Source organism: Helicobacter pylori NQ4053, assembly GCF_000274605.1.
Lineage (GTDB): Bacteria > Campylobacterota > Campylobacteria > Campylobacterales > Helicobacteraceae > Helicobacter > Helicobacter pylori_CV.
Genome location: NZ_AKNV01000001.1, coordinates 104,102 through 129,687 on the forward strand (window position 1 = coordinate 104,102; position 25,586 = coordinate 129,687).

Here is a 25,586-nt window from a genome sequence, read left to right on the forward strand (position 1 = left end):
ATTTAATGAGAATTTTTTTTGTTATTATGGGACTTGTGTTTTTTGGTTGCACCAGTAAGGTGCATGAGATGAAAAAAAGCCCTTGCACCTTGTATGAAAACAGGTTAAATCTCGCATGAGAGAAAAGCCTTTCAACAGCGAGCAGTTGATCTATTTAGAAGAGCTTTTAAGCCACCAAGAAAAGCATTTAGAAAACAAGCTTTCTGGTTTTTCGGTGAATGATTTGGACATGCAAAGCGTGTTTCGGTTGGAAAGAAACCGCTTGAAAATCGCTTACAAGCTCTTAGGCTTGATGAGTTTTATCGCTCTTGTTTTAGCGATCGTGTTGATCAGTATTCTGCCCTTACAAAAAACCGAACACCATTTCGTGGATTTTTTAAACCAGGACAAGCATTACGCTATTATCCAAAGAGCGGATAAAAGCATTTCCAGTAATGAAGCGTTGGCTCGTTCGCTCATTGGGGCGTATGTGTTAAACCGAGAGAGCATTAACCGCATTGACGATAAATCGCGCTATGAACTGGTGCGCTTGCAAAGCAGTTCTAAAGTGTGGCAACGCTTTGAAGATTTGATTAAAACCCAAAACAGCATTTATGCGCAAAGCCATTTAGAAAGAGAAGTCCATATCGTCAATATTGCGATCTATCAGCAAGACAATAACCCCATTGCGAGCGTTTCCATTGCGGCTAAACTTTTGAATGAAAACAAGCTCGTGTATGAAAAGCGTTATAAAATCGTATTGAGCTATTTGTTTGACACCCCGGATTTTGATTACGCTTCCATGCCTAAAAACCCTACCGGCTTTAAAATCACTCGCTACAGCATCACTGAAATCGCACCGACTAATAGGGGCGATTGATGCGTAAGGTTTTATATGCCCTCATGGGCTTTTTGTTGGCTTTTAGCGTTTTAAAAGCCGATGATTTTTTAGAAGAAGCGAATGAAACAGCCCCGGCGCATTTAAACCACCCCATGCAGGATTTAAACGCCATTCAAGGGAGCTTTTTTGATAAAAACCGCTCCAAAATGTCCAACACTTTGAACATTGATTACTTTCAAGGGCAAACCTATAAAATCCGCTTGCGTTATGCGATGGCGACCTTATTGTTTTTTTCAAAACCCATTAGCGATTTTGTTTTAGGGGATAAGGTGGGTTTTGATGCGAAAATCTTAGAAAGTAACGATCGTATTTTGCTCATCAAACCCCTACAAATTGGCGTGGATTCCAATATCAGCGTGATTGATAATGAGGGCAAGATTTTTTCTTTCTATGTGTTTTCTACCACTTTCACCAGCTCCAAACACCCTAATTTGCAGGTTTTCATAGAAGATAAAAACTACTACACTAACGCTTTTATCAAGCCCCAAAAAGAAAATCAAGAAAATATGGCTGAAAATGCCCCTAAAGATGCCCCAAAAAATAACCACAAGCCCCTAAAAGAAGAAAAAGAAGAAACTAAAGAAAAAGAAGAAGAGGTGATAATTATTGGCGATAACACCAATGCGATGAAAATTATTAAAAAAGACATCCAAAAAGGCTATAAGGCTTTAAAAAGCTCTCAAAGGAAATGGTATTGTTTAGGGATTTGTTCTAAAAAATCCAAACTCTCTTTGATGCCTAAAGAAATTTTTAACGACAAACAATTCACTTATTTCAAATTTGACAAAAGATTAGCGCTCTCTAAATTCCCAGTGATTTATAAGGTCGTTGATGGCTATGATAACCCGGTGAATACTAGGATTGTAGGCGATTACATTATCGCTGAAGACGTTTCTACTAAATGGACTTTAAGGCTGGGTAAGGACTATTTGTGCATCCGTTTTGTCAAAAGGAGCAAAGGTGAATAAGTGGATTAAAGGGGCGGTTGTTTTTGTAGGGGGTTTTGCAACGATTATGACCATTTCTTTAATCTACCACCAAAAGCCAAAAGCCCCCCTAAATAACCAACCTAGCCTTTTGAATGACGATGAGGTGAAATACCCCTTACAAGACTACACCTTCACTCAAAACCCACAGCCAACTAACACGGAAAGCTCTAAAGACGCTACCATCAAAGCCTTACAAGAACAGCTCAAAGCCGCTTTAAAAGCCCTAAACTCCAAAGAAATGAACCATGCCAAAGAGGAAACTTTTACTAGCCCTCCCATGAATCCAAAAACAACCCCCCCTAAAAAAGATTTTTCTCCAAAACAATTAGATTTACTAGCCGCTCGCATCACCCCTTTCAAGCAAAGCCCTAAAAATTACGAAGAAAACCTGATTTTCCCTGTGGATAACCCTAATGGCATTGATAGTTTCACTAACCTTAAAGAAAAAGACACCGCCACTAATGAAAACAAGCTTTTACGCACCATTACAGCTGACAAAATGATACCCGCTTTTTTGATCACGCCCATTTCTAGCCAGATCGCTGGTAAAGTGATTGCGCAAGTGGAAAGCGATATTTTCGCTCACATGGGCAAAGCCGTCTTAATCCCCAAAGGCTCTAAAGTCATAGGCTATTACAGCAACAATAACAAAATGGGCGAATACCGCTTGGATATTGTATGGAGTCGGATCATCACTCCCCATGGCATTAATATCATGCTCACTAACGCTAAAGGGGCGGACATTAAAGGCTACAACGGCTTAGTGGGGGAATTGATTGAAAGGAATTTCCAACGCTATGGCGTGCCGTTACTGCTTTCTACGCTCACTAACGGCTTATTGATTGGGATCACTTCGGCTTTAAACAATAGAGGTAATAAAGAAGAGGTGACTAATTTCTTTGGGGATTATCTTTTATTGCAATTGATGAGGCAAAGCGGCATGGGGATCAATCAAGTGGTCAATCAAATTTTAAGAGACAAAAGCAAGATCGCCCCCATTGTGGTGATTAGAGAGGGGAGTAGGGTCTTCATTTCGCCCAATACTGATATCTTCTTCCCTATACCCAGAGAGAATGAAGTCATCGCTGAGTTTTTGAAGTGACTCAAAAATGCCAGATTAAAAACGCTATAATAACCCTAAAAAACAAAAGAGAGCCTAGCAAGAAAGCCCATGAAAATTAAAAATGTCTTATTGAGTGGGGGGAGCGGCAAACGCTTATGGCCTTTAAGCCGTAGCCTATACCCTAAGCAATTTTTAAAGCTTTTTGATCATAAAAGCTTGTTTGAGTTGAGTTTTAAAAGAAACGCTTCCTTAGTAGATGAAACGCTCATCGTGTGCAATGAAAAGCATTATTTTTTAGCCCTAGAAGAAATAAAAAACGAAATCCAAAACAAGAGCGTGGGTTTTTTACTAGAGAGTTTGAGTAAAAACACCGCTAACGCCATTGCTTTGAGCGCTTTAATGAGCGATAAAGAAGATTTGCTCATCGTTACGCCAAGCGATCATTTGATTAAAGACCTTCAAGCGTATGAAAATGCGATAAAAAAAGCGATTGGTTTAGCCCAAGAAGGCTTTTTAGTCACTTTTGGGATTAGCATTGAAAAACCCAACACCGAGTTTGGGTATATTGAAAGCCCTAACGCTCTAGATGTCAAGCGATTCATTGAAAAGCCAAGCCTAGAAAAAGCGATAGAGTTTCAAAAAAGCGGAGGGTTTTATTTCAATAGTGGCATGTTTGTTTTCCAAGCGGGCGTTTTTTTAGACGAACTAAAAAAGCATGCCCCTACTATTTTAAAGGGGTGCGAAAGAGCGTTTGAATCGTTAGAAAACGTGCATTTTTTTGAACAAAAGATCGCTCGTTTGAGCGAAAAGAGCATGCAAGATTTAGAAGACATGAGCGTGGATATTGCTTTAATGCAGCAAAGCCACAAAATCAAAATGGTAGGATTAAACGCCAAGTGGAGCGATTTAGGGAATTTTAACGCTCTTTTTGAAGAAGCGGCTAACGGCACTAAAGAAAATGTCAGCCTGAATCAAACGCCCGTTTTTGCCAAAGAGAGCGAGAATAATTTAGTGTTTTCTCATAAAGTGAGCGCTCTTTTAGGCGTTGAGGATTTAGCGGTTATTGACACTAAAGACGCTCTTTTAGTCGCTCATAAAGACAAAGCTAAGGATTTAAAAGCCCTAGTGAGCGAGATAGAAACACACAACCAAGAATTATTACAAACGCACACTAAAGTCTATCGCCCTTGGGGGAGCTATGAAGTCTTGCATGAGAGCGGTTGTTACAAGGTTAAGATTTTAGAAGTCAAACCTAACGCTAGGCTTTCTTTACAAAAGCATTTCCACAGGAGCGAACACTGGGTGGTGATTAGCGGGATGGCGAGCGTGGAATTGGATCACCAATCGTTTGAATTGCAAGCTAACCAATCCACTTATATCCCTAAAAACACCTTACACCGCCTGGCTAATTATGGCAAAATCCCTTTAATCATCATAGAGGTCCAAGTGGGCGAGTATGTCGGCGAAGACGATATTGTGAGGGTTGATGACGATTTTAACAGACAAAATCAAAAAAATTTAATATGAGGAAAAATAATGAAAGAAAAAATCGCTTTAATCACTGGGGTTACTGGGCAAGACGGGAGCTATCTGGCCGAATACTTGCTGAATTTGGGTTATGAAGTGCATGGGTTAAAAAGGCGCTCTTCTAGCATCAACACTTCTAGGATCGATCATTTGTATGAGGATTTGCACAGCGAACACAAAAGGCGTTTTTTCTTGCACTATGGGGATATGACCGATAGCTCCAACCTCATCCATCTAATCGCTACCACTAAGCCCACAGAGATTTATAATTTAGCCGCTCAAAGCCATGTGAAAGTCTCTTTTGAAACCCCAGAATACACCGCTAACGCTGATGGTATTGGCACGCTAAGGATTTTAGAGGCCATGCGGATTTTAGGCTTAGAAAATAAAACGCGCTTTTATCAAGCCAGCACGAGCGAATTGTATGGCGAAGTCTTAGAAACCCCGCAAAATGAAAACACCCCCTTTAACCCACGAAGCCCCTACGCGGTCGCTAAAATGTATGCCTTTTACATCACCAAAAATTACAGAGAAGCTTATAACTTGTTTGCGGTTAATGGTATCCTTTTTAACCATGAGAGCAAAGTAAGGGGCGAAACTTTTGTAACCCGTAAAATCACACGAGCCGCTAGCGCGATAGCGTATAACTTAACGGATTGCTTGTATTTAGGGAATTTAGACGCTAAAAGAGATTGGGGGCATGCCAAAGATTACGTGAAAATGATGCATTTAATGCTCCAAGCGCCCACTCCACAAGATTATGTGATCGCCACAGGAAAGACCACAAGTGTGCGCGATTTTGTGAAAATGAGCTTTGAATCTATCGGCATTGATCTAGAATTTCAAAATACAGGGATTAAAGAAATCGGTTTGATTAAAAGCGTTGATGAAAAAAGAGCGAACGCTTTACAATTGAATTTAAGCCATTTAAAAGCAGGCAAAATCGTGGTGCGTATAGATGAACGCTATTTCAGGCCTACTGAAGTGGATTTGCTCTTAGGTGATCCCACTAAGGCTGAAAAAGAGCTGGGCTGGGTTAGGGAATACGATTTAAAAGAGTTGGTTAAGGACATGTTAGAATACGATTTAAAAGAATGCCAGAAAAACCTTTACTTGCAAGATGGGGGCTATACTTTAAGGAATTTTTATGAATGAGATTGTTTTAATCACCGGCGCTTATGGCATGGTGGGGCAGAACACGGCGTTGTATTTTAAAAAAAATAAGCCTGATGTTACTTTACTCACCCCTAAAAAGAGCGAATTGTATTTATTGGATAAAGACAACGTTCAAGCTTATTTGAAAGAATACAAACCTACAGGCATTATCCATTGCGCCGGGAGAGTGGGGGGTATTATCGCTAACATGAACGATCTTTCAACTTACATGGTTGAAAACCTGCTGATGGGCTTGTACCTCTTTTCTAGCGCTTTAGATTTGGGCGTGAAAAAAGCCATTAATCTGGCGAGCTCTTGCACTTATCCTAAATACGCCCCTAACCCTTTAAAAGAGAGCGATTTATTGAACGGCTCTTTAGAGCCAACGAATGAAGGCTACGCTTTAGCCAAACTCTCTGTGATGAAGTATTGCGAATACGTGAGCGCTGAAAAGGGCGTTTTTTATAAAACTCTAGTGCCTTGCAACCTTTATGGCGAGTTTGACAAGTTTGAAGAAAAGATAGCGCACATGATACCAGGGCTTATTGCTAGGATGCACACCGCTAAATTAAAGGGTGAAAAAAATTTTGCGATGTGGGGCGATGGCACGGCCAGAAGAGAGTATTTAAACGCTAAAGATTTAGCCAGATTCATCGCTCTCGCTTATGAGAATATCGCTCAAATGCCTAGTGTGATGAATGTCGGCTCTGGAGTGGATTACAGCATTGAAGAGTATTACGAAAAAGTCGCTCAGGTTTTAGACTATAAGGGCGTGTTTGTGAAAGATTTATCCAAACCAGTGGGCATGCAACAAAAGCTTATGGATATTTCCAAACAAAAGGCTTTAAAATGGGAATTGGAAATCCCTTTAGAGCAGGGCATTAAAGAAGCTTATGAGTATTATTTGAAGCTTTTAGAGGTTTGATCTAAAATCAAGGCTCTTATAGAGCTATAAAAACGCTTTGCTATTAGGCGTCAGGCTAGCGGTAGTTGCGATATTGTGATCATTTAGCTTCAAACAAACTTTGATCCATTAAAAGGGGTTTGGTGTGCGGCTTCGCTCTCAATTCCAAGCGCTTTTTTATCATCAATATCAAGCCCGCTTTTTTTTGTAACACCCACTATTAAAACGCTCTCTTATTGTAAGTTTTCTCTCAAATAGCTTGAGTGTAGTAGGCTTAGACTTAGGCGATCTCTAAAAAATTTTAGAGATCAAAGGCGGTAGGGTTTTAAAAAGCGCCTTAGTTTTAGCAAATCCTAGGCAATAATTCGCCCTCTGGCATCTCTAAAATCCTTTCAAAACCCCATGCGTTCTTTAAAACCACGCTAGGATAAGGGTTTTCAAACACTTTGCCGATCACGCAAGCGTTTTTCGCTTTCTCATTACTTTTTAAAATTTCTAAGGCTTTTGGGGCGTCCTTTTGATTGAGCGCTAACACAAACACCCCCTCATTAGCCAGCGTATAGGGTTCTAGCCCTAAAATCTCACAAATCCCTTTAGTTTCTTCTTTTAAGGGGATTTTTTCTTCTTCTATGACGATTTTCACTCTGGAGCTGTTCGCCCATTCGTTCAGCACGCTCGCTAACCCGCCCCTAGTCGCATCTCTTAAAGCATCAATTTTGAGATCGCTTAAAAATAGGGGTTTTAATAAGGGATAGAGTAGTTGGCAATCGCTTTCTAGATTCGTTTTAAGCTTGATTTCATGACGCATCGCAAACAAGCTTGCCCCATGATTGGCGATCGTGTCGCTTAGGATAATGGCTTGCCCTTGTTGTAAATGGCGCGAAGAAATCCCTGGCTTGATGATTTTACCAATACAAGTTGTGTTGATAAAAAGCTTATCCACGCTCCCTTTTGGCACGACTTTAGTGTCTAGGGAAAGGAGTTTTAGGTTGGCTTTAAACAATTCTTTTTGTATGGATTGTAAGATTTGCTTTAAAAGAGGGATTTCTAAGCCTTCTTCTAAAATAAAACCCATATTCAAAAACAGAGGTTCGCCCCCTTGCACGCTCACGTCATTTGCGCTCCCGCAAACGCAAAGCTTGCCTATATCGCCCCCATTAAAAATTAAGGGCGTGATGACAAAACTATCCGTGCTTACGCAATATTCCCCACTAGCTTCAAATGTAGGGGCGTCTTCATCAAACGCAACAATCCATTCTTTTAAATAAGGCATGAAGACTCGCTCAATTAAAGCGTTTGTTTCTTTCCCTCCGTTCCCGCATGCTAGAGTTACGCTATCCATTTTTATCCTTTTTTGATGATTATAGGGTTGAAATACGCCATTAAGGCTTGACCGACAGGGATACTGCTGTCATTAGGGGGGAAATGCTTGTGGAAAAAATACTCCCTTTGAAGCTTTTTGAATCGCTTGGCTAATTGTTCGCACAACAATTGGTTGCAAAACACGCCCCCACTGCACACCACGACATGCTCTTTAAAAGGCGCAATCAAAGCGGTAATGATTTCTACTAAGCTGTTAAAAAATTTCTTAGCGATGCGATTGGGTTCTAAAACGCCCAAATCCTTTTCAAACGCTTGATAAAATTCCTTCAAACGCACCACGCTGTTTTTGATTTCAAAAGGGTAAAAGGCGATCTCATCGCTTTGTAGGGCTAAATTTTCTAAAACCTGCCCGCTTTCTGCTTCAAAACTGATCGTTCCCACTAAATCCAAACTAAACGCCACTATATCAAACAAACGCCCTATGGAATTGGTGGCGACGCTTTGAATTTTTTTGTCATGCATTTGTTTAAAAATTTCTAATTCGTCTTCTTTGAAATGCTTTTGAACGCGTTTTAAAAGCTTGTTGAGCTGGTGTTTTAAAGCGATTTCTAAAACCAATCTTCTAGGCTCTTTGATCGCTTTTTGCCCCCCTAAAAGCCAAAATTCTTCAAACCTGGCGGTTTCTTCAATGCGTTCCAAATCCCCCACAAAACACTCCGCCCCATAAACCTTATTTTCATAAGCCCCACTCCCATCCCAAACAATACCTATAAAGGGGTGATTTAAATGCGGATCTTGTAATAATGCATCTAAAACGCTCGCTAAAAAGTGGGCATGGTGGTGCTGGACTTGCAATAAGGGCGCATTAAAATCAAAAGCCATTTGAGTGGTGGTGTAGTTTTGATGCTTGTCGCAAGCTAAGAGCGTGGGCTTGAAATCATAGGTTTTTAAGAAAAAATTCAAAGTTTCTTTAAAGTGCTTTTCATTTTCTAAAACGCTCAAATCCCCACAAAAAGGCGAGAGTAAAAGAACAGAAGTTTCGCTATCCAATAAGCTAAAATGCCCTTTTTGCTCCGCTCCAAGCGCTAAAATCTTTTGTTGCGAACCATTAGAGCGTTTGGGCAAAGCAAGGTAAAGGGGGGCAAACCCCCTAGCCAAACGCATGGGGCGAATGATATTATCCACACGCTGCACGATACTGTCATCAATCCTGTGGATGATGGCGCGGTTGTGCGTGAGCTTAAAATCAAAAATAAAATGAAGCGAATCGATCTCTTTTTCATCGCTCGCTAAAGGGAGGGAGCTGAAATTTGCGCTCGTGAATACAATAGGGAAATCCAATAAATCCAGTAATAAAGCATGCAAAGGGGTATAGGGCAAAATCACGCCATAAAAGGGGGAGTTTTTGGCGATATTGGGGGCTAATTGGGTGTCAGGTTTTTTACGCACTAAAAGAATGGGGGCGCTTACCGAATTTAAGCTTTCGCATTCTAATGCGTTCAAAAACGCATGCTGTTTGGCTGAATTTAGGTCTTTAAACATGAGTGCGAAAGGCTTTAAGGGGCGGTTTTTTAAAAGCCGTAACCTCTCTATGGTTTTAAAATTCCTCGCATCGCACAAGAGAGCAAAGCCCCCCAAACCTTTAAGAGCGATGATTTTACCCTTTTGAATGTCTTTAGCGCATTCTAAAAGTGCGTCATCATTTTTGAATCGCTTATAATTGAGCGCAATACCGCACTTTTTGCAGCTGATGCCTTGAATGTGGAATCGTTTGTTATGAGCGTCTTTATAAACGGATGCGCAAAATCCGCAGAGTTTGAAAGGTTTTAAGGCGGAGTTTTCTCTGTCATAGGGCAGGGCGTTTAAAAGGCTGTATCTCGCCCCGCACTTCGCGCAAGAATTGAAAGCGTAATGAAAATAGGGGGAGTTTTTATCTCTGATTTCGCGCAAGCAATCCTCACACACGCCTAAATCTTTAGGGATTTGACTGAGTAAATTCAAGGGGTGGTTCTTGCTTTCTAAAATCCTAAAATCATTGAAATGAAGCGCCTTATCATAAGGGCTAATAATGATTTTTTCCACCAACGCTAAGGGGGGCAATCCTTTTTTTAGGGCGTTTAAAAAAGACTCTGTTTTATGAGCGGGTAAGACAATCTCTAAAGCCGCTTGGGCGTTACGCGCAAAGCCTACAAGCCCTAATTTTTGAGCCAGGGTATAAACAAAAGGGCGCATGCCCACGCCCTGAACTACGCCAAAAAGCGTGATCTTATTCAATAAAGCTGCATCGTTACACAATGCAAACTCCCATGCTGTTTGATTAGAGTATTACAATCAACCCCTATCACTTCTAAGGGCGTGTGTTGTTTTAAGGTTTCTAAAATGAGCGCGTCTTTATGGTCGTTGTAAGTGGGGACAATCAGAGCGTTATTGCACAATAAAAAATTCACATAAGTCGCCGGCAAGCGTTGTTGGTTTGCATCATAAATGGCTTTGGGGATTTCTAGGGGGATGAGTTTATAAGGCGTGCCGTCTAGTTTTTTAAAGGTTTTTAATTCTTCTTGCATTTTTTTTAAGGCTGTGTAATGCTCATCGTTTTCATCCTCGCATGCGCTATAAACAATGGTGTCTTTATTTAAAAAACGAGCGAGCGTGTCGGTATGGCTATCGGTATCATCGCCCTTTAAATAGCCATAAGAATACCACAGCACTTGTTTAGCCCCTAATTCCTTTTTAAGCATGTTTTCTATTCCATTTTGATTCAAATGGGGGTTACGATTTTTTTCTAGCAGGCATTGGGTGTTGGTTAAAACGCTCCCGGCCCCATCGCTTTCTATGCTCCCGCCCTCTAAAATATAGGGCATCGTTTTTAAAGGGTGTTTTAAAAACCCTAAATGTTTGAGCTTGAAATTCACCTGATTGTCTAAATTGGACGGGTATTTTAACCCCCAGCCATTAAAGCCAAAATCCAAGCACTCCAAAACGCCCTGATTTTCAACGCTGATCGCTCCAAAATCCCTAGCCCATGTGTCGTTGGTGTCAATCCTTGCGATCTCTACACCGGGTAAGTTTTTAAGCGTTTCATAACCGATAATATCGTTAGTATGGACGCACACTAACACTTTAGCGTGTTGGGCTATGGTTTGAATGATGTGTAAAAAGCTCTCTCTGGCCTCTTCAATGCAATACGCCCAGTCGCCAAACTCATGGGGGAACGCCATTAAAATCGCTTGGATTTTTTCAAACTCCGCTAACATTCTTTTCATTAAAAATATCCTTTTAAGCAACTATAACACAATCTCATTCAAATAGCGTTTTTAAAAGCTAGCTCAAACGCTTTTGCGCGATTTGAAAATATTCTTTTTCTGATTCTATACCGATAAAATTTCGTTTTAAATTTTTGCACGCTAAGCCGGTGGTGCCGCTCCCCATGAAAGGATCTAGCACGATGTCATTAGGGTTTGTGTGGATGGAAATGATTTTTTCCATTAAGGCTAGGCTTTTTTGCGTGGGGTGTTTCACTCTTTCAATCCCGCTCACCACAGGGCTTTTTAAGATCAAAGGCCGTAAATATTTTTTATCTTCAGGTTTGTTAAACACCCATTTGGCTTTCTTTTTAACCGCCCATAGGGCAAATTCTGTGTCTTGGACATAGCGCCGGTGGATGTTTCTTGGCATGGGATTGGTTTTAACCCATTGGATAAAGTCTTTGACTACAAAGCCGTTTTCTTCTAAAAAATCAGCGATATAGCTTATAAACCTGTAAGAGCAAAAAACCACCATGCAGCCGTTTGGATTGACTAAAGGGGCGTAATGTGTGATCCATTCTAAAAGCTTGAAATTTTTATCCCATTCCCCAAAATCTATGCCTTGCCTTTTAGCGCTCTTTAGGGTGGAAAAATTGTTTTTAACCGAAATGTTGTAAGGAGGATCCGTGATGATCGCATCCACTTTTAAATTTTGCTGGTGAAAATCATTGATGATTTCAAAAGCGTCAGCGTGATAAATCTGTATCATTTCTTGTGCTTTTTAAGATCGCTTTGCCTAAGGCTAGGGCTAGAAGAGGGGGCACAGCGTTACCGATTTGCTTACAAACGCTCGTTTTATTACCATAAAAGATATAATCATCGCTAAAACTCTGTATCCTGGCGGCTTCTCTGGGCGTGATAGAGCGGTGCAATTCAGGGTGGGAGTTGGTGCCATTGCTCGGAGTTACTAAATGAGAGCGGTTAAAAAAGTCGTTGTCTATGAGCAGGTTTAAAAGTTTCTTATAAAAAGCGTTTTCGTCTAAATTTAAGTCGTTTTCTAAAATGAAAACAAAAGTTCCTTTGATTTTTGTAACGCTTTCTTGATTGGATTGCCAAATTTGATGCGCGCTTAAAATATTGAGAGCGTTTAAAACTCGTGCTTTGCTTTCTTCATAGCCAGAGGTAAATTTTGAAGCCCTATAAGAGCACACCCCATAAATACAACCATTTTTAATTTGAAAACGGCTCAACAACACCCCTAAATTAAAGGGATCAATAGCGTTTAAAAAGCGAGAAACAAGCAACAATAACCTTTCATTTTTTTAAAGGATTATAAAATAACGCTCATTAGTTTTTGTTTAAAGGTTTTATCATACTGCTAATGCTACCAACAGAGCATGATTTAAAAAAATTTCAATCTAAACTCTCATCAAAGAGCTTTAAGTTAAAAGACTTACGATATTGAATAAGCGCATCATTGGATTTCTTGGGAGTGTCATTTAAATTTTTAAACACATCATAGGGTTTTAGCATTCAAAAATAGGTTTGCAAAAGAATACAATCATATCAATTAACATAGTGAGTTTTTTGACTCCATTTAAAAAAAGCGTGAGTTTAAGCGTAAAAGAAAACTTGTATCAAGTTTTATTGGAGCTATCTTTGACCCAATACAATTTTAAAAAACAAGGAAATCATAAAAATTTTGAGAAACAAACAAGTCTTTTGTTATTGTTTCAAGCTTGTTTTTGCAAGCTTTGATAGCTAAACTGGAATTATCAATGCCTATAAATTTTCGTTGCAATAAAAATGCAGATTTTAAGGTTGTTCCAGAACCACAAAAACAATCTAAAACAATACTATCTTTATTAGAAGAGGTTTTAATGATTAAGTCTAATAATTGAGCGTTTTTTTCTGTAGGGTAGCTTGGATATTGTGGGTCTTTAAATTCCCAGATGTCTTGGACTCTTTTGCCAGCTTGTTCTAAGGCATAAATTTTTTTTCTAGGGTTATTATTGTTAGAATACTCAATCAAACCTTCTTTATCCCAACGCTCAAGTGTGGCAATATCAGTACGCCAATGCCGCCCTTTTGGAGGTAGCATGCCTTTAAATGCTTTAGAGCATTCGCCACTTTCTACTTCTCCTGGAGCATGTATTGGAACGGTAGTGTAACGCCTTTTATCCTTGTCAATTTTAGGGAATCGTTTTTCTAAATCTTGTGGCGTATAAGGGATCTTAGGCTCGTTAAAAATGGGATTTTTTCCTTTAGAATAAAATAAAATCATATCTTTTATATTGCCATAGCCCATCCTTTTAAAATTTTTAGGATTGCACTTTATGCGTGTGATTTCATTTCTAAAATTTTGTATGCCAAATATTTCATCTAACATTACCTTAACATAATGTCCTATCTTATAATCTGTATGCACATAGATAGAGCCTTGTTCTGAAAGCAATTCTTTAAGCAATACTAGGCGCTGCTTTAAAAATTCTATAAAATTCATACCCACTACTTTGTCGCTATAAGCAATATCGCCTTTCTTAGAATTGCTAATTGTGGTTGCTCTACCATTTGTGATAGTAAAATGATTGTTTGTAGCAAATGGAGGGTCAATATATATCAAATCTATTTTTCCTTTTAGGTTTTTGTCATTTAACAAAAAAAGTAGAGCGATTGAATTTTCTGCTTGTATCAATAAGTTTTGCATTTCTCTTATTTAAATTTGGTATAAAAATTCTCGTAGCACTAACGCGCTCATAATATGATAGTTTCTATAAGTAGTATCTAGCAATTTACGCATTTTATTATTGCTTTCAATATATAATACGCCATCTAAAATAGCTACTTTAATCGCTTTGATGTTGGGCGTTTCAATTGTGTTGATAGCGTCGTTAAATTGAGCGTTTTGGTGTCCTCCAAAATCAGTTAAAAATTTAGCTTCGCCAATAATGTATTTTTTGTTAAATCTTGCCACAAAGTCTAGCCCTTTATGATGGTGATAATTTAAATGAGATTTGGCAAATTCTGCCATGACATTATCGCTTGCTTTTAAAATGGCATCGTTTTCATTCGCTATAAAATCATTTAAATCTACAGGCTCAACACCTAAAGATTTATTATTGATCCAATCTTTAAACATAGGACCGATTTGGCGGTTTGTTTCTTTTGGTTCACTGCATTTTTCAAAAATTTTATTAAGCCCCATTTCATACAATCTCCCACAAATACGATTAATTGTTCTTGGATTGCGTTCTAAAGCGCTTTTATCCCGTTTTAAATAAGCCATATAACTATCTTTAATAGGGAATAAATCTAAATTAAGCAATTCAGTTATTAAGGCTAAATTGTCTTTTCGTTTAAAATGATATTCAACATTAGACCAAATTTTTGAATCAATCTCTCTCAAACCTTCTGGAATTGTAGGATATACTTGAAACAAGTCATCCAAATAGGAGCGTTGATTAGCGTATTCTATGCTTAGCTTTGTCCAATAATTCACCAATTTAACCTTTTTGAAAAATAGTTTCACTGCATGGATTGTAACAAAAATATTGCTTAAATTTCTAAAAATAATTTTAGGATAAGAAGTGTTTTTGATTGAAAAATAAGTTTTTAAAGTTCGCTATTTTATCAAATAAAGACGACCATTTTTAATTTGGAAACGGCTCAACAACACTCAAATTAAAGGGGTCAATAGCGTTTAAAAAGTAAGAAACAAGCAACAATAACCTTTCATTTTTTAAAAATTGATTATCTCATTATAGATCCTATAATCGCCATTCAAATTTTGATCTATCATAGTTCCTATATCCTAAAAGCCCATAGCACCCCACTCCTGCCCCAGAAAATAAAGAAATATAGGTTAAGGTTTGATTAAAGAGCATAGGGGGATTAAGGATTAAACTAAACTCATTTGAAGCGTTTTAATGCCTCAAGCTCTCAATTTCTTTAAGCATGGTTTCAAAAGCCTCTTTAGTGCCTGCTCGCACGCTAGAAAACAAACTAAACACCACAATGGCTATGCTCGCCACAATAAAGCCCGGAACGATTTCATAAATATCCAAAAAGCTTTTGCCAAATTTATCGTATAAAATCACCGTGCTGGCCCCAGAGAGCATGCCAGCAATCGCGCCAACGCGCGTCATTCTTGACCAAAAAAGTGAAAACAAAATCACAGAGCCAAAGCTCGCGCCAAAGCCAGCCCATGCGTAACTTACGATGCTGAGAATGCTGGCGTTTCTATCCGTTGAAATGAAAAAAGCGATGCAAGCCACCCCTAAAACCGAAAGCCTAGAAATAACCATCACTAGTTTTTGCGGGGCGTCTTTATTGAAAATCGTCGCATAGAAGTCTTCAGCAATGGTAGAAGAGCTTACAAGCAGTTGCGAACTGGCCGTGCTCATCACCGCCGCTAAAATCGCACTCAATAAAATGCCTGTGATCCAAGGGTTAAAGAGCAATTGACTCATCACAATGAAAATCTTTTCAGGGTCTTCTAAACTCAAATCAAATTTATGCGCATACGCAACGCCTAAAAGCCCCATAACGCATGCCCCAATCAAAGAAATAACCATCCAAGAAATCCCAATAGTGGTCGCTTTAGGGACATCTTTAATGGAGCGGATAGACATGAAACGCACTAAAATATGAGGTTGCCCAAAATAGCCTAACCCCCAAGCAAGGCTTGAAATAATGGCGACTATGCTAGAGCCTTGCAAGAAAGAAAGGTTTTCAGGCTTGATTTCTCTAATGATCTTAATCCCCTCTCCAATCCCTCCAAGATGGATTATCATAACGATCGGCACCACGATTAAAGCGCTCATCATCAAAAGCCCTTGAATCAAATCCGTCCAGCACACCGCCTTATACCCCCCTAAAAAGGTGTAAGAAACAATAATCAGCGTGCCAATGCTTAAAGCGTAAGTGTATTGAATGCCAAAGGTCGCTTCAAAGAGTTTAGCCCCACTCACCAGCCCTGAAGAAATGTAAAAAATAAAAAAGATCAAAATCACAAAAGCTGAAATCAAGCGCAAGATGTGTTTATCATCGCTAAAGCGCGTTTCAAAATAATCTGAAATGGTGATAGAATTAGCGATCACGCTCGTATAAATGCGTAAGCGTTTAGCCACAAAAACCCAGTTAATGAGCGCGCCCAAACTCAACCCTATGGCGATGTGTGAATTGATTAAACCCCCCACATATAAAGCTCCAGGCAATCCCATTAAAAGCCACCCGCTCATGTCGCTCGCCCCCGCGCTCAAAGCGCTAATGATAGGACCCATGGAACGATCGCCCAAGAAATAATCTTCAGTCGTTTCATTCTGTTTGTAAAAATAAAAACCAATATAGAGCATTAACAGCGAATAAACGACAAACATCGTAATAATAGGGGTGCTTAAAACAACATGTCCCATTTTGATCTCCTTATCTAATACAATATTTATTTTTCAGCACAACATGATTTGTGGCAAGTTGGTTGCCTTAAAACCCTTGAGCCTAAATTCCCGTAACGATGATAAGAGATGCTAACCGATCGCTCTAAGTGGTAATACAGCAATTCAAAACGCCCGTTTAAGCATGGTTTAGCCGTGGCTAAAACAATCCCTAATCTGCTCGCTTGTTCATGCAATAAATCCAAATCGCTTTTTAAATAACGGACACGATTGAAAGCGTTCAATTTCTCGCTAAATTTTTGCAAGCTTTCATAAACAATGGGGGTGTTTGCTCGGAGCGCTTTTAAGCATTCTAAGAAAAATGGTAAATCTTTGTTCGCTCGTTCGTTTTCTATGCTGAGCGTTAAAGGGATTTGAGAGATTAAACACGCTAAAGCCACGCCCAACATGTCGCTTAAGGTGTCCTTTTCGGTGATGCGATAGCCCACGCTTTTAACCTTAGTGTAGGAAAAGAGGTTGTCTTCGCCTCTGATTTTGACATAGTCTTTAGCTTGGCTGAATTCATGTTTATAATGATAAGCGTAGCTCTTTGCCATAAAAATCGCGCGCTTCAACTCATGCGTGTGTTCGTCATAGCCTTTTTGAATCAAGCCCTCTAAAGTTTCGCTTAAGGGGTTTTTTAGGGCGTGTTCGTCTTCTTCGTCTTGGTGGATATTCACAAATTGCGTGATGTAGTTGAAAATACCTACCTTCCTCCCAAACCCCACAGCGGATTTTTTAATCCCCCCAAAAGGCTGGCGCAAAACGATCGCCCCTGTGGTGGGCTTGTTGATATAGATATTACCGGCTTCAATGCGTTTTAAATAGTATTCCCACTCCCTTTCGTCTAAAGACTCTAACGCGCTAGTCAGCCCGTAACCGGTAGAATTGACTATCTCTATCGCTTCGTCTAAATCTTGCGCTTCCATCACGGATAAAATGGGCGTAAAAAGCTCAGTTTGGTGCGTGAAATCGCCTTTTTTAGTGCCGTATTTGATGCTTGGCTTCATTAAGTAGGGGTTATCACCAACAAAGCTTGCCGGGATTTCGTAATTTTCATAGCTTTTCAATTCATCTATGGCTTTAATGACTTTTTCATTAGGCTTGTCCGCTAGAGCGCCGATTTTGTTTTTGAAATCAAAAGGATCGCCCACGCTAAGGCTTAGAGTCGCATCTATCAAAGTCTTTTTGAAATTCTCATCTTCATAGACTTCTTTTTCCAACACTAAAAGCGAAGTGGCGGAGCATTTTTGCCCTGAATTGCTAAAAGCTGAATGGATGACATTCTTAATCGCTTGATCTCTGTCTGCCATTTTGCTCACAATGGTGGCGTTTTTACCGCCCGTTTCAGCGCTCAAGGCTAAAGTGGGGTTAGCTTCTAGCATTTTATAAGCGGTGTCTTCGCCCCCGGTTAAAATGGCAAACTGGATGCTTTCATCTTTTAAAAGGTGTTCGCTAATATCGCTCCCTTTAGAGGGCAAGTAAATGAGTGCATCTCTAGGTACGCCCGCATCCCAAAAGCACTCACAAAGCTTATAACCCGTTACGCTAGACAAGCTTGAGGGCTTGTAAATCACCCGATTGCCAGCGGCTAGGGGGGCAGCGATAGTGCCTACAGAAATACCCACAGGGAAATTCCATGGAGCGATGACCACGCCCACGCCTTTAGGGGTGAATTTCGTTTTTTGGTTTTGCTCTTGTAACACCCTTAAGCTGTAAGGGTAAAACTCTAAAAAATCAATGGCTTCGCTCACTTCAGCGTCCGTTTCAGCGAAAGTCTTACCCACTTCTAAAGCCGAAATCCCTACTAAATCGCCTCTCCTTTCTCTAAAAATCTGGGCGGTTTGACTCAATAAAGCATGGATTTCTGTGAAGCTTTTTTGACTGAAATGACTCTTATCGCTTTTAGCCACTTCTAGGGCTTTTAAAATCGCTTCTTTATCCGCTAAATGCACGCTGGCGATTTTTTTATGATGGATTCTATCAAAGACTTCTAAAGGGGTTAAATTAGGATCTTCAAACCTCCCATCTATTTCTGGGTAAAGCTCTAAAATAGGAGCGTTATGTATTTTCTCGCGCACTTTTTTAGCCCATTCTCGGTTGGCTTTTAAAATAAAATCGGTATCGCTTTCGTTTTTAAAGGAGTGGTTTGGGTAGGTGGTGTGGCCGGTTTGTTTGGCGTTTCTGTCTTGGGTCCTGTGGGTGGCGTTGTCTAAAGTGGCGATTCCTTTAAGGCTGTTTAAAAAGCGTTGCTCTTGGTCTTTCCATTCGCTCGTGCCTACTTTGAGATTGAAGAAAGCTTTCATGAAATTATCGCTTGAGGTGTTTTCATCTAGCCTCCTCACCAAGTAAGCGATCGCATTGTTAAAATGCGCTTCATCGCACACCGGCGCATAAAGAATGAGCTTGTGCATCTCTTTTAGTTCCTGGCTCGCTTGCAAGCTCATGCCCTCTAGCATTTCAAAGCTAAAATGCTCCAACACAACAGGGTCATTAAGGGCATGGATGCGCGTATAGACATAAGCGATTTCAAAAATATTATGGCTCGCTGCACCGATATGAATGTATTTATAATTATCGCCCTCTAAAACAAAATCCAACATTTTATTGTAATTAGAATCGGTGTCTTGCTTGTTGGAAAATGTGGGTAACGCCCAGTCTTTCACGGAAGCGATAGTCTCTTCGCTCTCCATGTTCGCTCCCTTAACAAAGCGGATTTTAATGGGCTTTAACCCTTTTAAAACCCTTTCTTTAGAAAAAGCGTGCAGTTTTTTCAAATATTCATAAGAATCAGGGATATAGGCTTGCAGCACAATACCAGCGTTCAAATCAAATTTAGCGATGGATTCCATAAAAGACTCCACCGTGAGCTCCAAATCCCTAAATTCCTCCATATCCAAATTAATAAATTTAGGCATGCCTTGCTTTTTTTCTTCTTCTAAAGCTAGGGCATAAAGAGCGTCTAGGCGTTTGACAATCTCTTTTTTAGAGTATTCAAAATCAAGGATATTGATTTGAGAAAAAATCGTTGTGATTTTAATGGAAATGTATTGGATGTAGTTGGATTTTAGGGCTTGAGAGTATTTTTCAAAACGCGCATTAGCTTCTTCTTCGCCTAAAACCTCTTCGCCAATAAAATTCACATTCAAAATGATTTTTTCATTTTTTCTTTTTAAAATCCGCTCTTTTAATTGGCTTTCTTCTTGATCCAAGACCATCGCTTTCGTGTCGCTTCTGATTTTATTGACAAAGAAAGGCACGCTCATATCAGGGAGCATTTTCCCAAAGCTTAAAAACCCCATTAAAAGCCATTTTTCAAACGAAGAAAAAATCTCACGGCTTTTGTATTTGTCTAAAACATGCTCAATCATTTCAAAGCGGGCTTTATTGTCCAAGCACCTAAAACTCCGATCCATAAGCTCTATGAGCATGACCTTGTTTTCAGGGTTGTTTAAAAGCTTTTGCATTTTAAAATGGAACGCTTTTTCTTGATCGCTCAAATGGTTACTGATACTATCTTGCAGTTTTTTAGCTAATTCTAGTGAATCGTCAATGATTTTTTGCATGAGCTTACCTTTTATTTAAGAATTTGGCTTGATTGTAGCATGTTTTAAGCGGGTGGCTTTAAGTCTCATTTATTGGTAATGTTTTTTAAGTTTTAAATTTTGTTCTAGCGGTAATTAATTCTCATTCCAACCTGTTTGAGTTTATCACGCATTTTTACACAATGATAAGAATTTGAGTGATAATTTGTATTGTTTTTAGCTTCATTTACTTTTCGTTTAAAAATAAATTATACCATTCGCATCGTGTAATTTAAAGTTTAGCTTATTCAATTAAACGATTTTAAATTAAACGGATTTATAACAAATTTTACAAACAAAGGATATAAAATGAAAACAATTAAAAATGGTATTATGATTGGCACACTCGGTGCGTTGTTATTGAGCGGTTGTTCTAGCTTTGATACTCAGCGTTTCGCTTGTCTTCCTAAAGACCATTCTTCAAAAGACGCTTCTACAAAAAAAGAAGTGCAATACACGCCTAAGGGCTTTTTTGACCCTTATTCTTCTAATTTAAACCACTGGGATTCTACATTCTAGGGGTTTATAAAGAGGGGGCTAAAGGGGGGGATAATAAAGCTCATTTTAAGTTTTCTCAAATTACAATAAAAACCTTTTTAACATTGATATAAGATAAAAGGAGATATTTTTATGAGTGGTGCTCATATTGTAGAAAACACGAATACAGAAAATACGAATATTTCAAGAACGACTGCTTCCACCCCCCCAATAATGAAGAGCCTTTAAAATCTGTTGAAGATCTTGCAGATCGCTTTAAAAAACTAGAAGGCAAATTAGAAGACCTTGAACCCCTTATAAAGATCTCTCGTTTCATAGGCTTCTTTTTTAGAAAATCCTCTAACGACACCCAAGAAAACTCAAAAGACGCTCAAGGAAGAGAGGAAGCGCTTAAAAAAGTCCAAGAAGAAAACACCAAACTAAAAGAAGCAAACACCGAACTAAATAGAGAAAGAAATGATCTAGCTAGAGAAAAAGATAAGCTAGCTAGTCAAAATACCGAGCTGACTGAAAAAAATAAAGCTCTATCTACAGAAAGAGAAAATCTAAACAATCAGCTTAATGCATCACAAAAGCAAGTGAAAGAGTTAGAACAATCTCAGCAAGTTTTAGAAAATGAAAAAGCCGAGCTAACTAACAAGATCACCGAGTTATCAAAAGAAAAAGACAAGTTAGAGCGAAAACACGCTCCATACAAAAAGTTAGAAAAACTCTATGAAGTCTTTTTGGAAGTCAAAGGGTGCTTGAATTTTAATTTTGTAGCAACAACTCATAGCGCAATGGATTTGATCGCATACGTTCTTAGCGATAGTAAATACTATTTAGAAAGCCTTTATGACAAAGCGAGCCAAGAATTAAGCGATAAGAAGAGCGATAAAGGCGAAAAATTAGCTGAATTGTTTGATTTGCTTTTTGAATATGTTAAGGATAAGAAATTTGAGCGTTTGAAAGAGCCAAGCGCTTATGACTCTACATGCAAAAGCCTATACCCAGAGCAAAACACTTCTCAAAAGATGCAAAGAGTGGTCTTAATCGGTTATACATACGACAAAAAAACACCACCATATTATACTATCGTGGATATTGGATCATAAAGTGGGAACATTCATTGAAAAATACTTTGGCTTCTATCAAGTGAGGGAAGAATTAGAAGCTCGCATCAGTGGGTTAAAAGACGCCAACAATCAATTAAGGCAAAAAACGACAATCTATTCACAACAAAAGAAAAGCTAACTAAAGCAAACACTGATCTAGGAAACAAAAACGACAAATTATCTAAAGAAAACAAAAACTTAGCTGTAAAAATCAGTGGGTTAGAAAACCCTAACGATCAATTATGGCAAGCTAAAGAAAAGCTGACTAAAGAAAAAGCCGAATTATCAAAAGATAAAGAAAATCTAACTAAAGCAAACACCGAACTGATTGAAAAATAAAGCTCTAACCACAGATAAAGAAAATCTGACTAATGAAAAAGCCGAATTATCAAAAGATAAAGAAAATCTAACTAAAGCAAACACCGAACTGAAAACCGAAAACGACAAGCTCAACCACCAATTTATCGCGCTCAATAACGAGCAGGGCAGCCTCAAACAAGAGCGAGCGCAATTGCAAGATACGCATGGGTTTTTAAAAGAATTATGCGCTAATTTAGAAAAAGACAACCAATACCTAGCCGACAAACTCAAAAAGTTAGAAAGCGCTCAAAAAAATTTAGAAAACTCTAACGATCAATTGTTGCAAGCTAAAGAAAACATAGCCGAAGAAAAAACAGAATTGGAGCGAGAAATCGCGTGCTTGAAGAGTTTAGAAGCCACAGACAAAAGCGAGTTGGACTTACACAACAGTCGTTTAGCGAACGCAAACCAGGATTTAAAACGCCAAAACCGAAAATTAGGAGAAGAGAACATCGCTCTCAAAGAGAGGGCTTACGGCTTGAACGAGCAACTCTTCACATTGCAACCACAAAAACCACAATAAAGGAAATATCATGGTAAACCCCTTACAAAGTTTAAGACTGTCTCTTGGCCACCCCTTAGTAGAGGAGCTGTGCAAGCTGTCTTTAAACAATAAAGCCGCATTCAATGAAAAAAGTAAAGTCAATTTCAAAGAAGAAGTGTCAGACGAAGACAAAATCAAATTCAAACAAGCGCTGCGGGTGCTTCATGCGATCGTCAATAATGAGACTTCTTTAAGGTATCTTTCTGATGAAAATCAAAAATTCATAGAGGATTTAGCGCAAGATAAAAAGATCACTAATGAGAAAATAGAAAAAACCTTAGAGATCGTTTCTTATAGCGATGTGTATGTGGATTTTGAAGAATTTAAAAAATTGATGCTCGAGGTGGATAATATAGCGGTAGGCCTTAAGAGCTATAGCCAAAGCCAATTGCTTGATTTGGACGGAGGGCATTGGGATTTAGAGGTGCCTAGCTTGTCTAAAGAAAGCGTAACCTTTAGATTTGATAATTTACCCAAAAACTCTGACGGAAAAGAAGAGAACTTCTATGCCCGCTCAAGCTTGAAAGACTTAAACAAGGGCGTTGTCGCTATTGACTTTGGGACTAAAAGCACGACTGCAAGCTATATGGATAATAACGGAATATACCGCTTGCTCTCTATTGGTGGGGATGTAGATATAGAGAGTTTGGAAAAGTATGAAAACCCCACGATAGTGGAGTTCAGAGATAAAGAAAAGTTTCTTAAAGATTACAACGCTTTAGATCACCGCCCTTTCACAGAAAAGAACGATATAAAAGTGGCGCATGAAGCCCAAAAGAATCTTTCAAACACTCAAGGTAATGATTTGTATCGGTTTTTTTCTCAATTGAAGCAATGGGCTGGAGCGGATGAAAAACGGAATTTTAGGGATTTATTTGGGGATTTTTCTTTAGAAAGCTTCGCTCATTGCACGGATTTTAACCCCATAGAAATCTATGCTTACTATATTGGTCGCTGCATCAACAACATGCAAAATGGCGTGTTTTTGAAATACTTTTTATCCTATCCTATCAAGTATGAAAAGCATCAGGCTGAAAAAATCAGAGAGAGTTTTGAAAGAGGCTTGAAAAAATCCTTACCCAGGCATGTTTTTGACGATGAAAAAACGGCTAAAACTTTCAAAGTGGAATTGAGAGCGAGCGAGCCTTGTGCGTATGCCATTAGCGCTTTAAAAAGCTACGGGTTTTTTAAATCAGAGAAGTTAGACAAACCGGTTTATTACGGGGTGTTTGATTTTGGGGGCGGGACGACGGATTTTGACTTTGGCAAATGGGAAAAAAGCGCTAACCCCAAATTCTTTTACAAAATGACGCATTTTAGCAGCGGAGGGGATAAGTATTTAGGCGGTGAAAATTTATTGGAATTGTTGGCTTTTGAAGCGTATGCCAAAAATTTCCAAGAGCTGAAATCAAAAGACATTGTCATCGCTAAACCCAACTATGACAGGATCGATACGCAACGCTTTGGATCGTTTATGCAAAATTCCAGGGAAGCGCGCTTGAACTTGCAAGCGATCGCTTCTCAATTACACCCTTTTTTAGAAAATTTAGACGCTGATATTATAGAAGCGATAGAAGAAAATGAAGAGTTTAGCATAGAGGGTTTTGAAAAGGATTTTAAAGCTCAGCTGTTTGATAGGAATGGGGTAGAAACAGAATGCGATCTTAAAGTTGATTGCAAAGAGATTTTAAGCCTCTTAAAAGACAAGATAGATGACGGCGTTGCCAACTTCTTTGCCGGATTTTCTAAAGTGATGGCTGAAAACATTGATGATCAGTGTCGGGCGTTTCATGTTTTCTTAGGCGGGAATGCGAGCCGTTCGGTGCTAGTCAAACAAGCGTTTGAAAACGCCAAAGAAAAGCAGCTCAAAGATTACAAGCAAAAGACTTCTAAAGATGATTTCACATTCATTCTTTATGAACCGCTAGGCACAGAAAAATCAGACAAACAGATTTTAGAGCTTACAGGAGAAGACATCTCTAACACGCCCGCTTATGTGAAAGCCACTTGCAAAACCGGGGTGGCTTTTGGGCTTTTAGAAAGTAGGGACAAGGCTAAAGGGATTGAAATGCCCTCTATAAGCTCCAATCCTGTGTTTAAATACGATTTGGGTATTGAGAGAGAAGGGAAATTCCACACTAAAATCCATAGGGATTCTTTAAAGCCTAATGAATACCAGATTTTCCAAACTAAAGAGGAATGGGGAGGCTTTGATGAGTTAGAGATACGCTACAGCGACAAAGCCCTAGCCAACACCAACACTTTGGACATTAAAGATACGCAAATGATTTCCATAGCGCTAGAAGAGATTGAAGAAGTGGATGTGAAGGTGTGTTGCGTGGATTCCCAAAGCATTAAAGTGGGGCTGTTTAAAGATGACCAACTAATCTATGAAAGCGAGGTAGAAAAATTATGATGACTAAGAACGCTTATGCGTTTGTCGTGATTGAAAAAAGCATTATGGTGTTTAAACACACCCAAGACAAGAGGCTAATCCCTATCACTGAAGGCTTTGCGCCTTTAAAAGAGGGCTTTTTGAGAAGTTTTAAAGAGCGTTGCAATCTGGAATTTTTAGAAAATTTAGACCTTTTGTTTTTGTATGACTACCAGTTTTCAAGCGAAGTTTTTTCCTTGTGTAAGGATTTGAAAAATTCCATTTGGGACAGGAAGCTTGTGGTAGCGTTAGTGGAGGCTTTAGAGAATTTTAAGGGCTTGAATTTGTCTCTTAAGATAGAAGACAGGTATTCTAACAGCTTGGGTAATGGCGCTAAAAAATTGCTCACCAACGCTGATTTAGGGAGCATCCACAAAACAATCGTGATAGACAGCATGAAAACATACCACCAAAGCCAGCAAGAAAAATACAAAAGAGAAAGAGGCGAAACGCTAGAGGTTCGCCCCACAACACCCCCTAGCTATGGGGGTGGGAGCATTAGAATCAGCGGCGATAAAAAGCCTGATTCTAATGAAGAAAATTTTTAAAAGAAA

At 39.1% G+C, this 25,586-nt stretch carries 20 protein-coding genes and 2 pseudogenes; 12 read left to right on the forward strand and 10 right to left on the reverse strand.

Features of this window, described 5'->3' with window-relative positions; translation table 11 throughout:
- The first annotated feature begins 5 nt into the window (after positions 1–5).
- From AYS37_RS00545 to AYS37_RS00575, 7 genes are all read left to right on the forward strand, one after another.
- Positions 6–119 carry a hypothetical protein gene (locus AYS37_RS00545; protein ID WP_001217873.1) on the forward strand — a complete coding sequence of 38 codons (114 nt, stop codon included), beginning with the start codon at positions 6–8 and terminating at the stop codon, positions 117–119.
- A complete protein-coding gene (locus AYS37_RS00550) occupies positions 116–859 on the forward strand; it encodes a VirB8 family type IV secretion system protein (protein WP_001208395.1) in 744 nt (247 codons plus the stop codon). Before AYS37_RS00545 ends, AYS37_RS00550 begins: the two co-directional genes overlap by 4 nt.
- Positions 859–1,848 carry a TrbG/VirB9 family P-type conjugative transfer protein gene (locus AYS37_RS00555; RefSeq protein ID WP_001874430.1) on the forward strand — a complete coding sequence of 330 codons (990 nt, stop codon included), beginning with the start codon at positions 859–861 and terminating at the stop codon, positions 1,846–1,848. Before AYS37_RS00550 ends, AYS37_RS00555 begins: the two co-directional genes overlap by 1 nt.
- Complete coding sequence (locus AYS37_RS00560) at positions 1,841–2,971, forward strand: DNA type IV secretion system protein ComB10 (RefSeq protein WP_001045757.1); 1,131 nt, start codon at positions 1,841–1,843, stop codon at positions 2,969–2,971. The genes AYS37_RS00555 and AYS37_RS00560 overlap by 8 nt, the downstream gene beginning before the upstream one ends.
- A 69-nt stretch (positions 2,972–3,040) precedes the next feature.
- On the forward strand, positions 3,041–4,459 hold the full coding sequence (locus tag AYS37_RS00565; RefSeq protein ID WP_000694985.1) for a mannose-1-phosphate guanylyltransferase/mannose-6-phosphate isomerase: 1,419 nt from the start codon (positions 3,041–3,043) through the stop codon (positions 4,457–4,459).
- 9 nt (positions 4,460–4,468) lie between these two features.
- Complete coding sequence (gene gmd / locus AYS37_RS00570; protein WP_000659889.1) at positions 4,469–5,614, forward strand: GDP-mannose 4,6-dehydratase; 1,146 nt, start codon at positions 4,469–4,471, stop codon at positions 5,612–5,614.
- Positions 5,607–6,539: a GDP-L-fucose synthase family protein gene (locus AYS37_RS00575; RefSeq protein ID WP_001002915.1), complete on the forward strand. Its 933-nt coding sequence runs from the start codon at positions 5,607–5,609 to the stop codon at positions 6,537–6,539. The genes gmd and AYS37_RS00575 overlap by 8 nt, the downstream gene beginning before the upstream one ends.
- Positions 6,540–6,861: 322 nt before the next feature.
- Here AYS37_RS00575 and hypE read toward each other — a convergent pair whose 3' ends face one another.
- From hypE to AYS37_RS00620, 10 genes and pseudogenes are all read right to left on the reverse strand, one after another.
- The gene (hypE, locus tag AYS37_RS00580) at positions 6,862–7,860 is read right to left on the reverse strand and encodes a hydrogenase expression/formation protein HypE (RefSeq protein WP_000378859.1); all 999 of its coding nucleotides are present in this window, start codon (positions 7,858–7,860) and stop codon (positions 6,862–6,864) included.
- Positions 7,861–7,862: 2 nt separating this feature from the next.
- A complete protein-coding gene (gene hypF, locus AYS37_RS00585; RefSeq protein ID WP_001874432.1) occupies positions 7,863–10,115 on the reverse strand; it encodes a carbamoyltransferase HypF in 2,253 nt (750 codons plus the stop codon).
- The gene (locus AYS37_RS00590) at positions 10,112–11,104 is read right to left on the reverse strand and encodes an agmatine deiminase family protein (RefSeq protein ID WP_000827175.1); all 993 of its coding nucleotides are present in this window, start codon (positions 11,102–11,104) and stop codon (positions 10,112–10,114) included. Before AYS37_RS00590 ends, hypF begins: the two co-directional genes overlap by 4 nt.
- 58 nt (positions 11,105–11,162) lie before the next feature.
- Positions 11,163–11,855, reverse strand: coding sequence for a DNA-methyltransferase (locus AYS37_RS00595; protein WP_000614901.1), 693 nt, complete (start codon positions 11,853–11,855; stop codon positions 11,163–11,165).
- The gene (locus AYS37_RS00600; protein ID WP_001874433.1) at positions 11,833–12,390 is read right to left on the reverse strand and encodes a DNA cytosine methyltransferase; all 558 of its coding nucleotides are present in this window, start codon (positions 12,388–12,390) and stop codon (positions 11,833–11,835) included. Before AYS37_RS00600 ends, AYS37_RS00595 begins: the two co-directional genes overlap by 23 nt.
- 371 nt (positions 12,391–12,761) lie before the next feature.
- A complete protein-coding gene (locus AYS37_RS00605) occupies positions 12,762–13,793 on the reverse strand; it encodes a site-specific DNA-methyltransferase (RefSeq protein ID WP_001180468.1) in 1,032 nt (343 codons plus the stop codon).
- Positions 13,794–13,802: 9 nt separating this feature from the next.
- The gene (locus tag AYS37_RS00610) at positions 13,803–14,585 is read right to left on the reverse strand and encodes a type II restriction endonuclease (RefSeq protein WP_001874436.1); all 783 of its coding nucleotides are present in this window, start codon (positions 14,583–14,585) and stop codon (positions 13,803–13,805) included.
- Between the two features lie 313 nt (positions 14,586–14,898).
- Positions 14,899–14,970, reverse strand: a pseudogene (locus AYS37_RS08935) (DNA cytosine methyltransferase); the annotation flags it as partial.
- A 39-nt stretch (positions 14,971–15,009) separates the two neighbouring features.
- Entirely contained in the window at positions 15,010–16,500 is a 1,491-nt protein-coding gene (putP, locus tag AYS37_RS00615; RefSeq protein WP_000510242.1) for a sodium/proline symporter PutP, read from the reverse strand.
- Positions 16,501–16,526: 26 nt separating this feature from the next.
- Positions 16,527–20,084 (reverse strand): bifunctional proline dehydrogenase/L-glutamate gamma-semialdehyde dehydrogenase, encoded by a 3,558-nt coding sequence (locus AYS37_RS00620; protein ID WP_001169299.1) that lies wholly within the window; start codon positions 20,082–20,084, stop codon positions 16,527–16,529.
- A gap of 327 nt (positions 20,085–20,411) precedes the next feature.
- Here AYS37_RS00620 and AYS37_RS00625 point away from each other — a divergent pair, with 327 nt between their 5' ends.
- The 5 genes and pseudogenes from AYS37_RS00625 (at position 20,412) to AYS37_RS00645 (ending at position 25,580) form a co-directional block, all read left to right on the forward strand.
- Complete coding sequence (locus AYS37_RS00625; RefSeq protein ID WP_000849022.1) at positions 20,412–20,621, forward strand: hypothetical protein; 210 nt, start codon at positions 20,412–20,414, stop codon at positions 20,619–20,621.
- 293 nt (positions 20,622–20,914) lie between these two features.
- A complete protein-coding gene (locus tag AYS37_RS00630) occupies positions 20,915–21,694 on the forward strand; it encodes a M protein (RefSeq protein ID WP_029699391.1) in 780 nt (259 codons plus the stop codon).
- 1 nt (position 21,695) lies between these two features.
- Positions 21,696–22,577, forward strand: a pseudogene (locus AYS37_RS08695) (coiled-coil domain-containing protein).
- Positions 22,578–22,587: 10 nt separating this feature from the next.
- The gene (locus AYS37_RS00640) at positions 22,588–25,014 is read left to right on the forward strand and encodes a hypothetical protein (RefSeq protein ID WP_000247983.1); all 2,427 of its coding nucleotides are present in this window, start codon (positions 22,588–22,590) and stop codon (positions 25,012–25,014) included.
- On the forward strand, positions 25,011–25,580 hold the full coding sequence (locus AYS37_RS00645; protein ID WP_001874441.1) for a hypothetical protein: 570 nt from the start codon (positions 25,011–25,013) through the stop codon (positions 25,578–25,580). The genes AYS37_RS00640 and AYS37_RS00645 overlap by 4 nt, the downstream gene beginning before the upstream one ends.
- Positions 25,581–25,586: the final 6 nt, after the last annotated feature.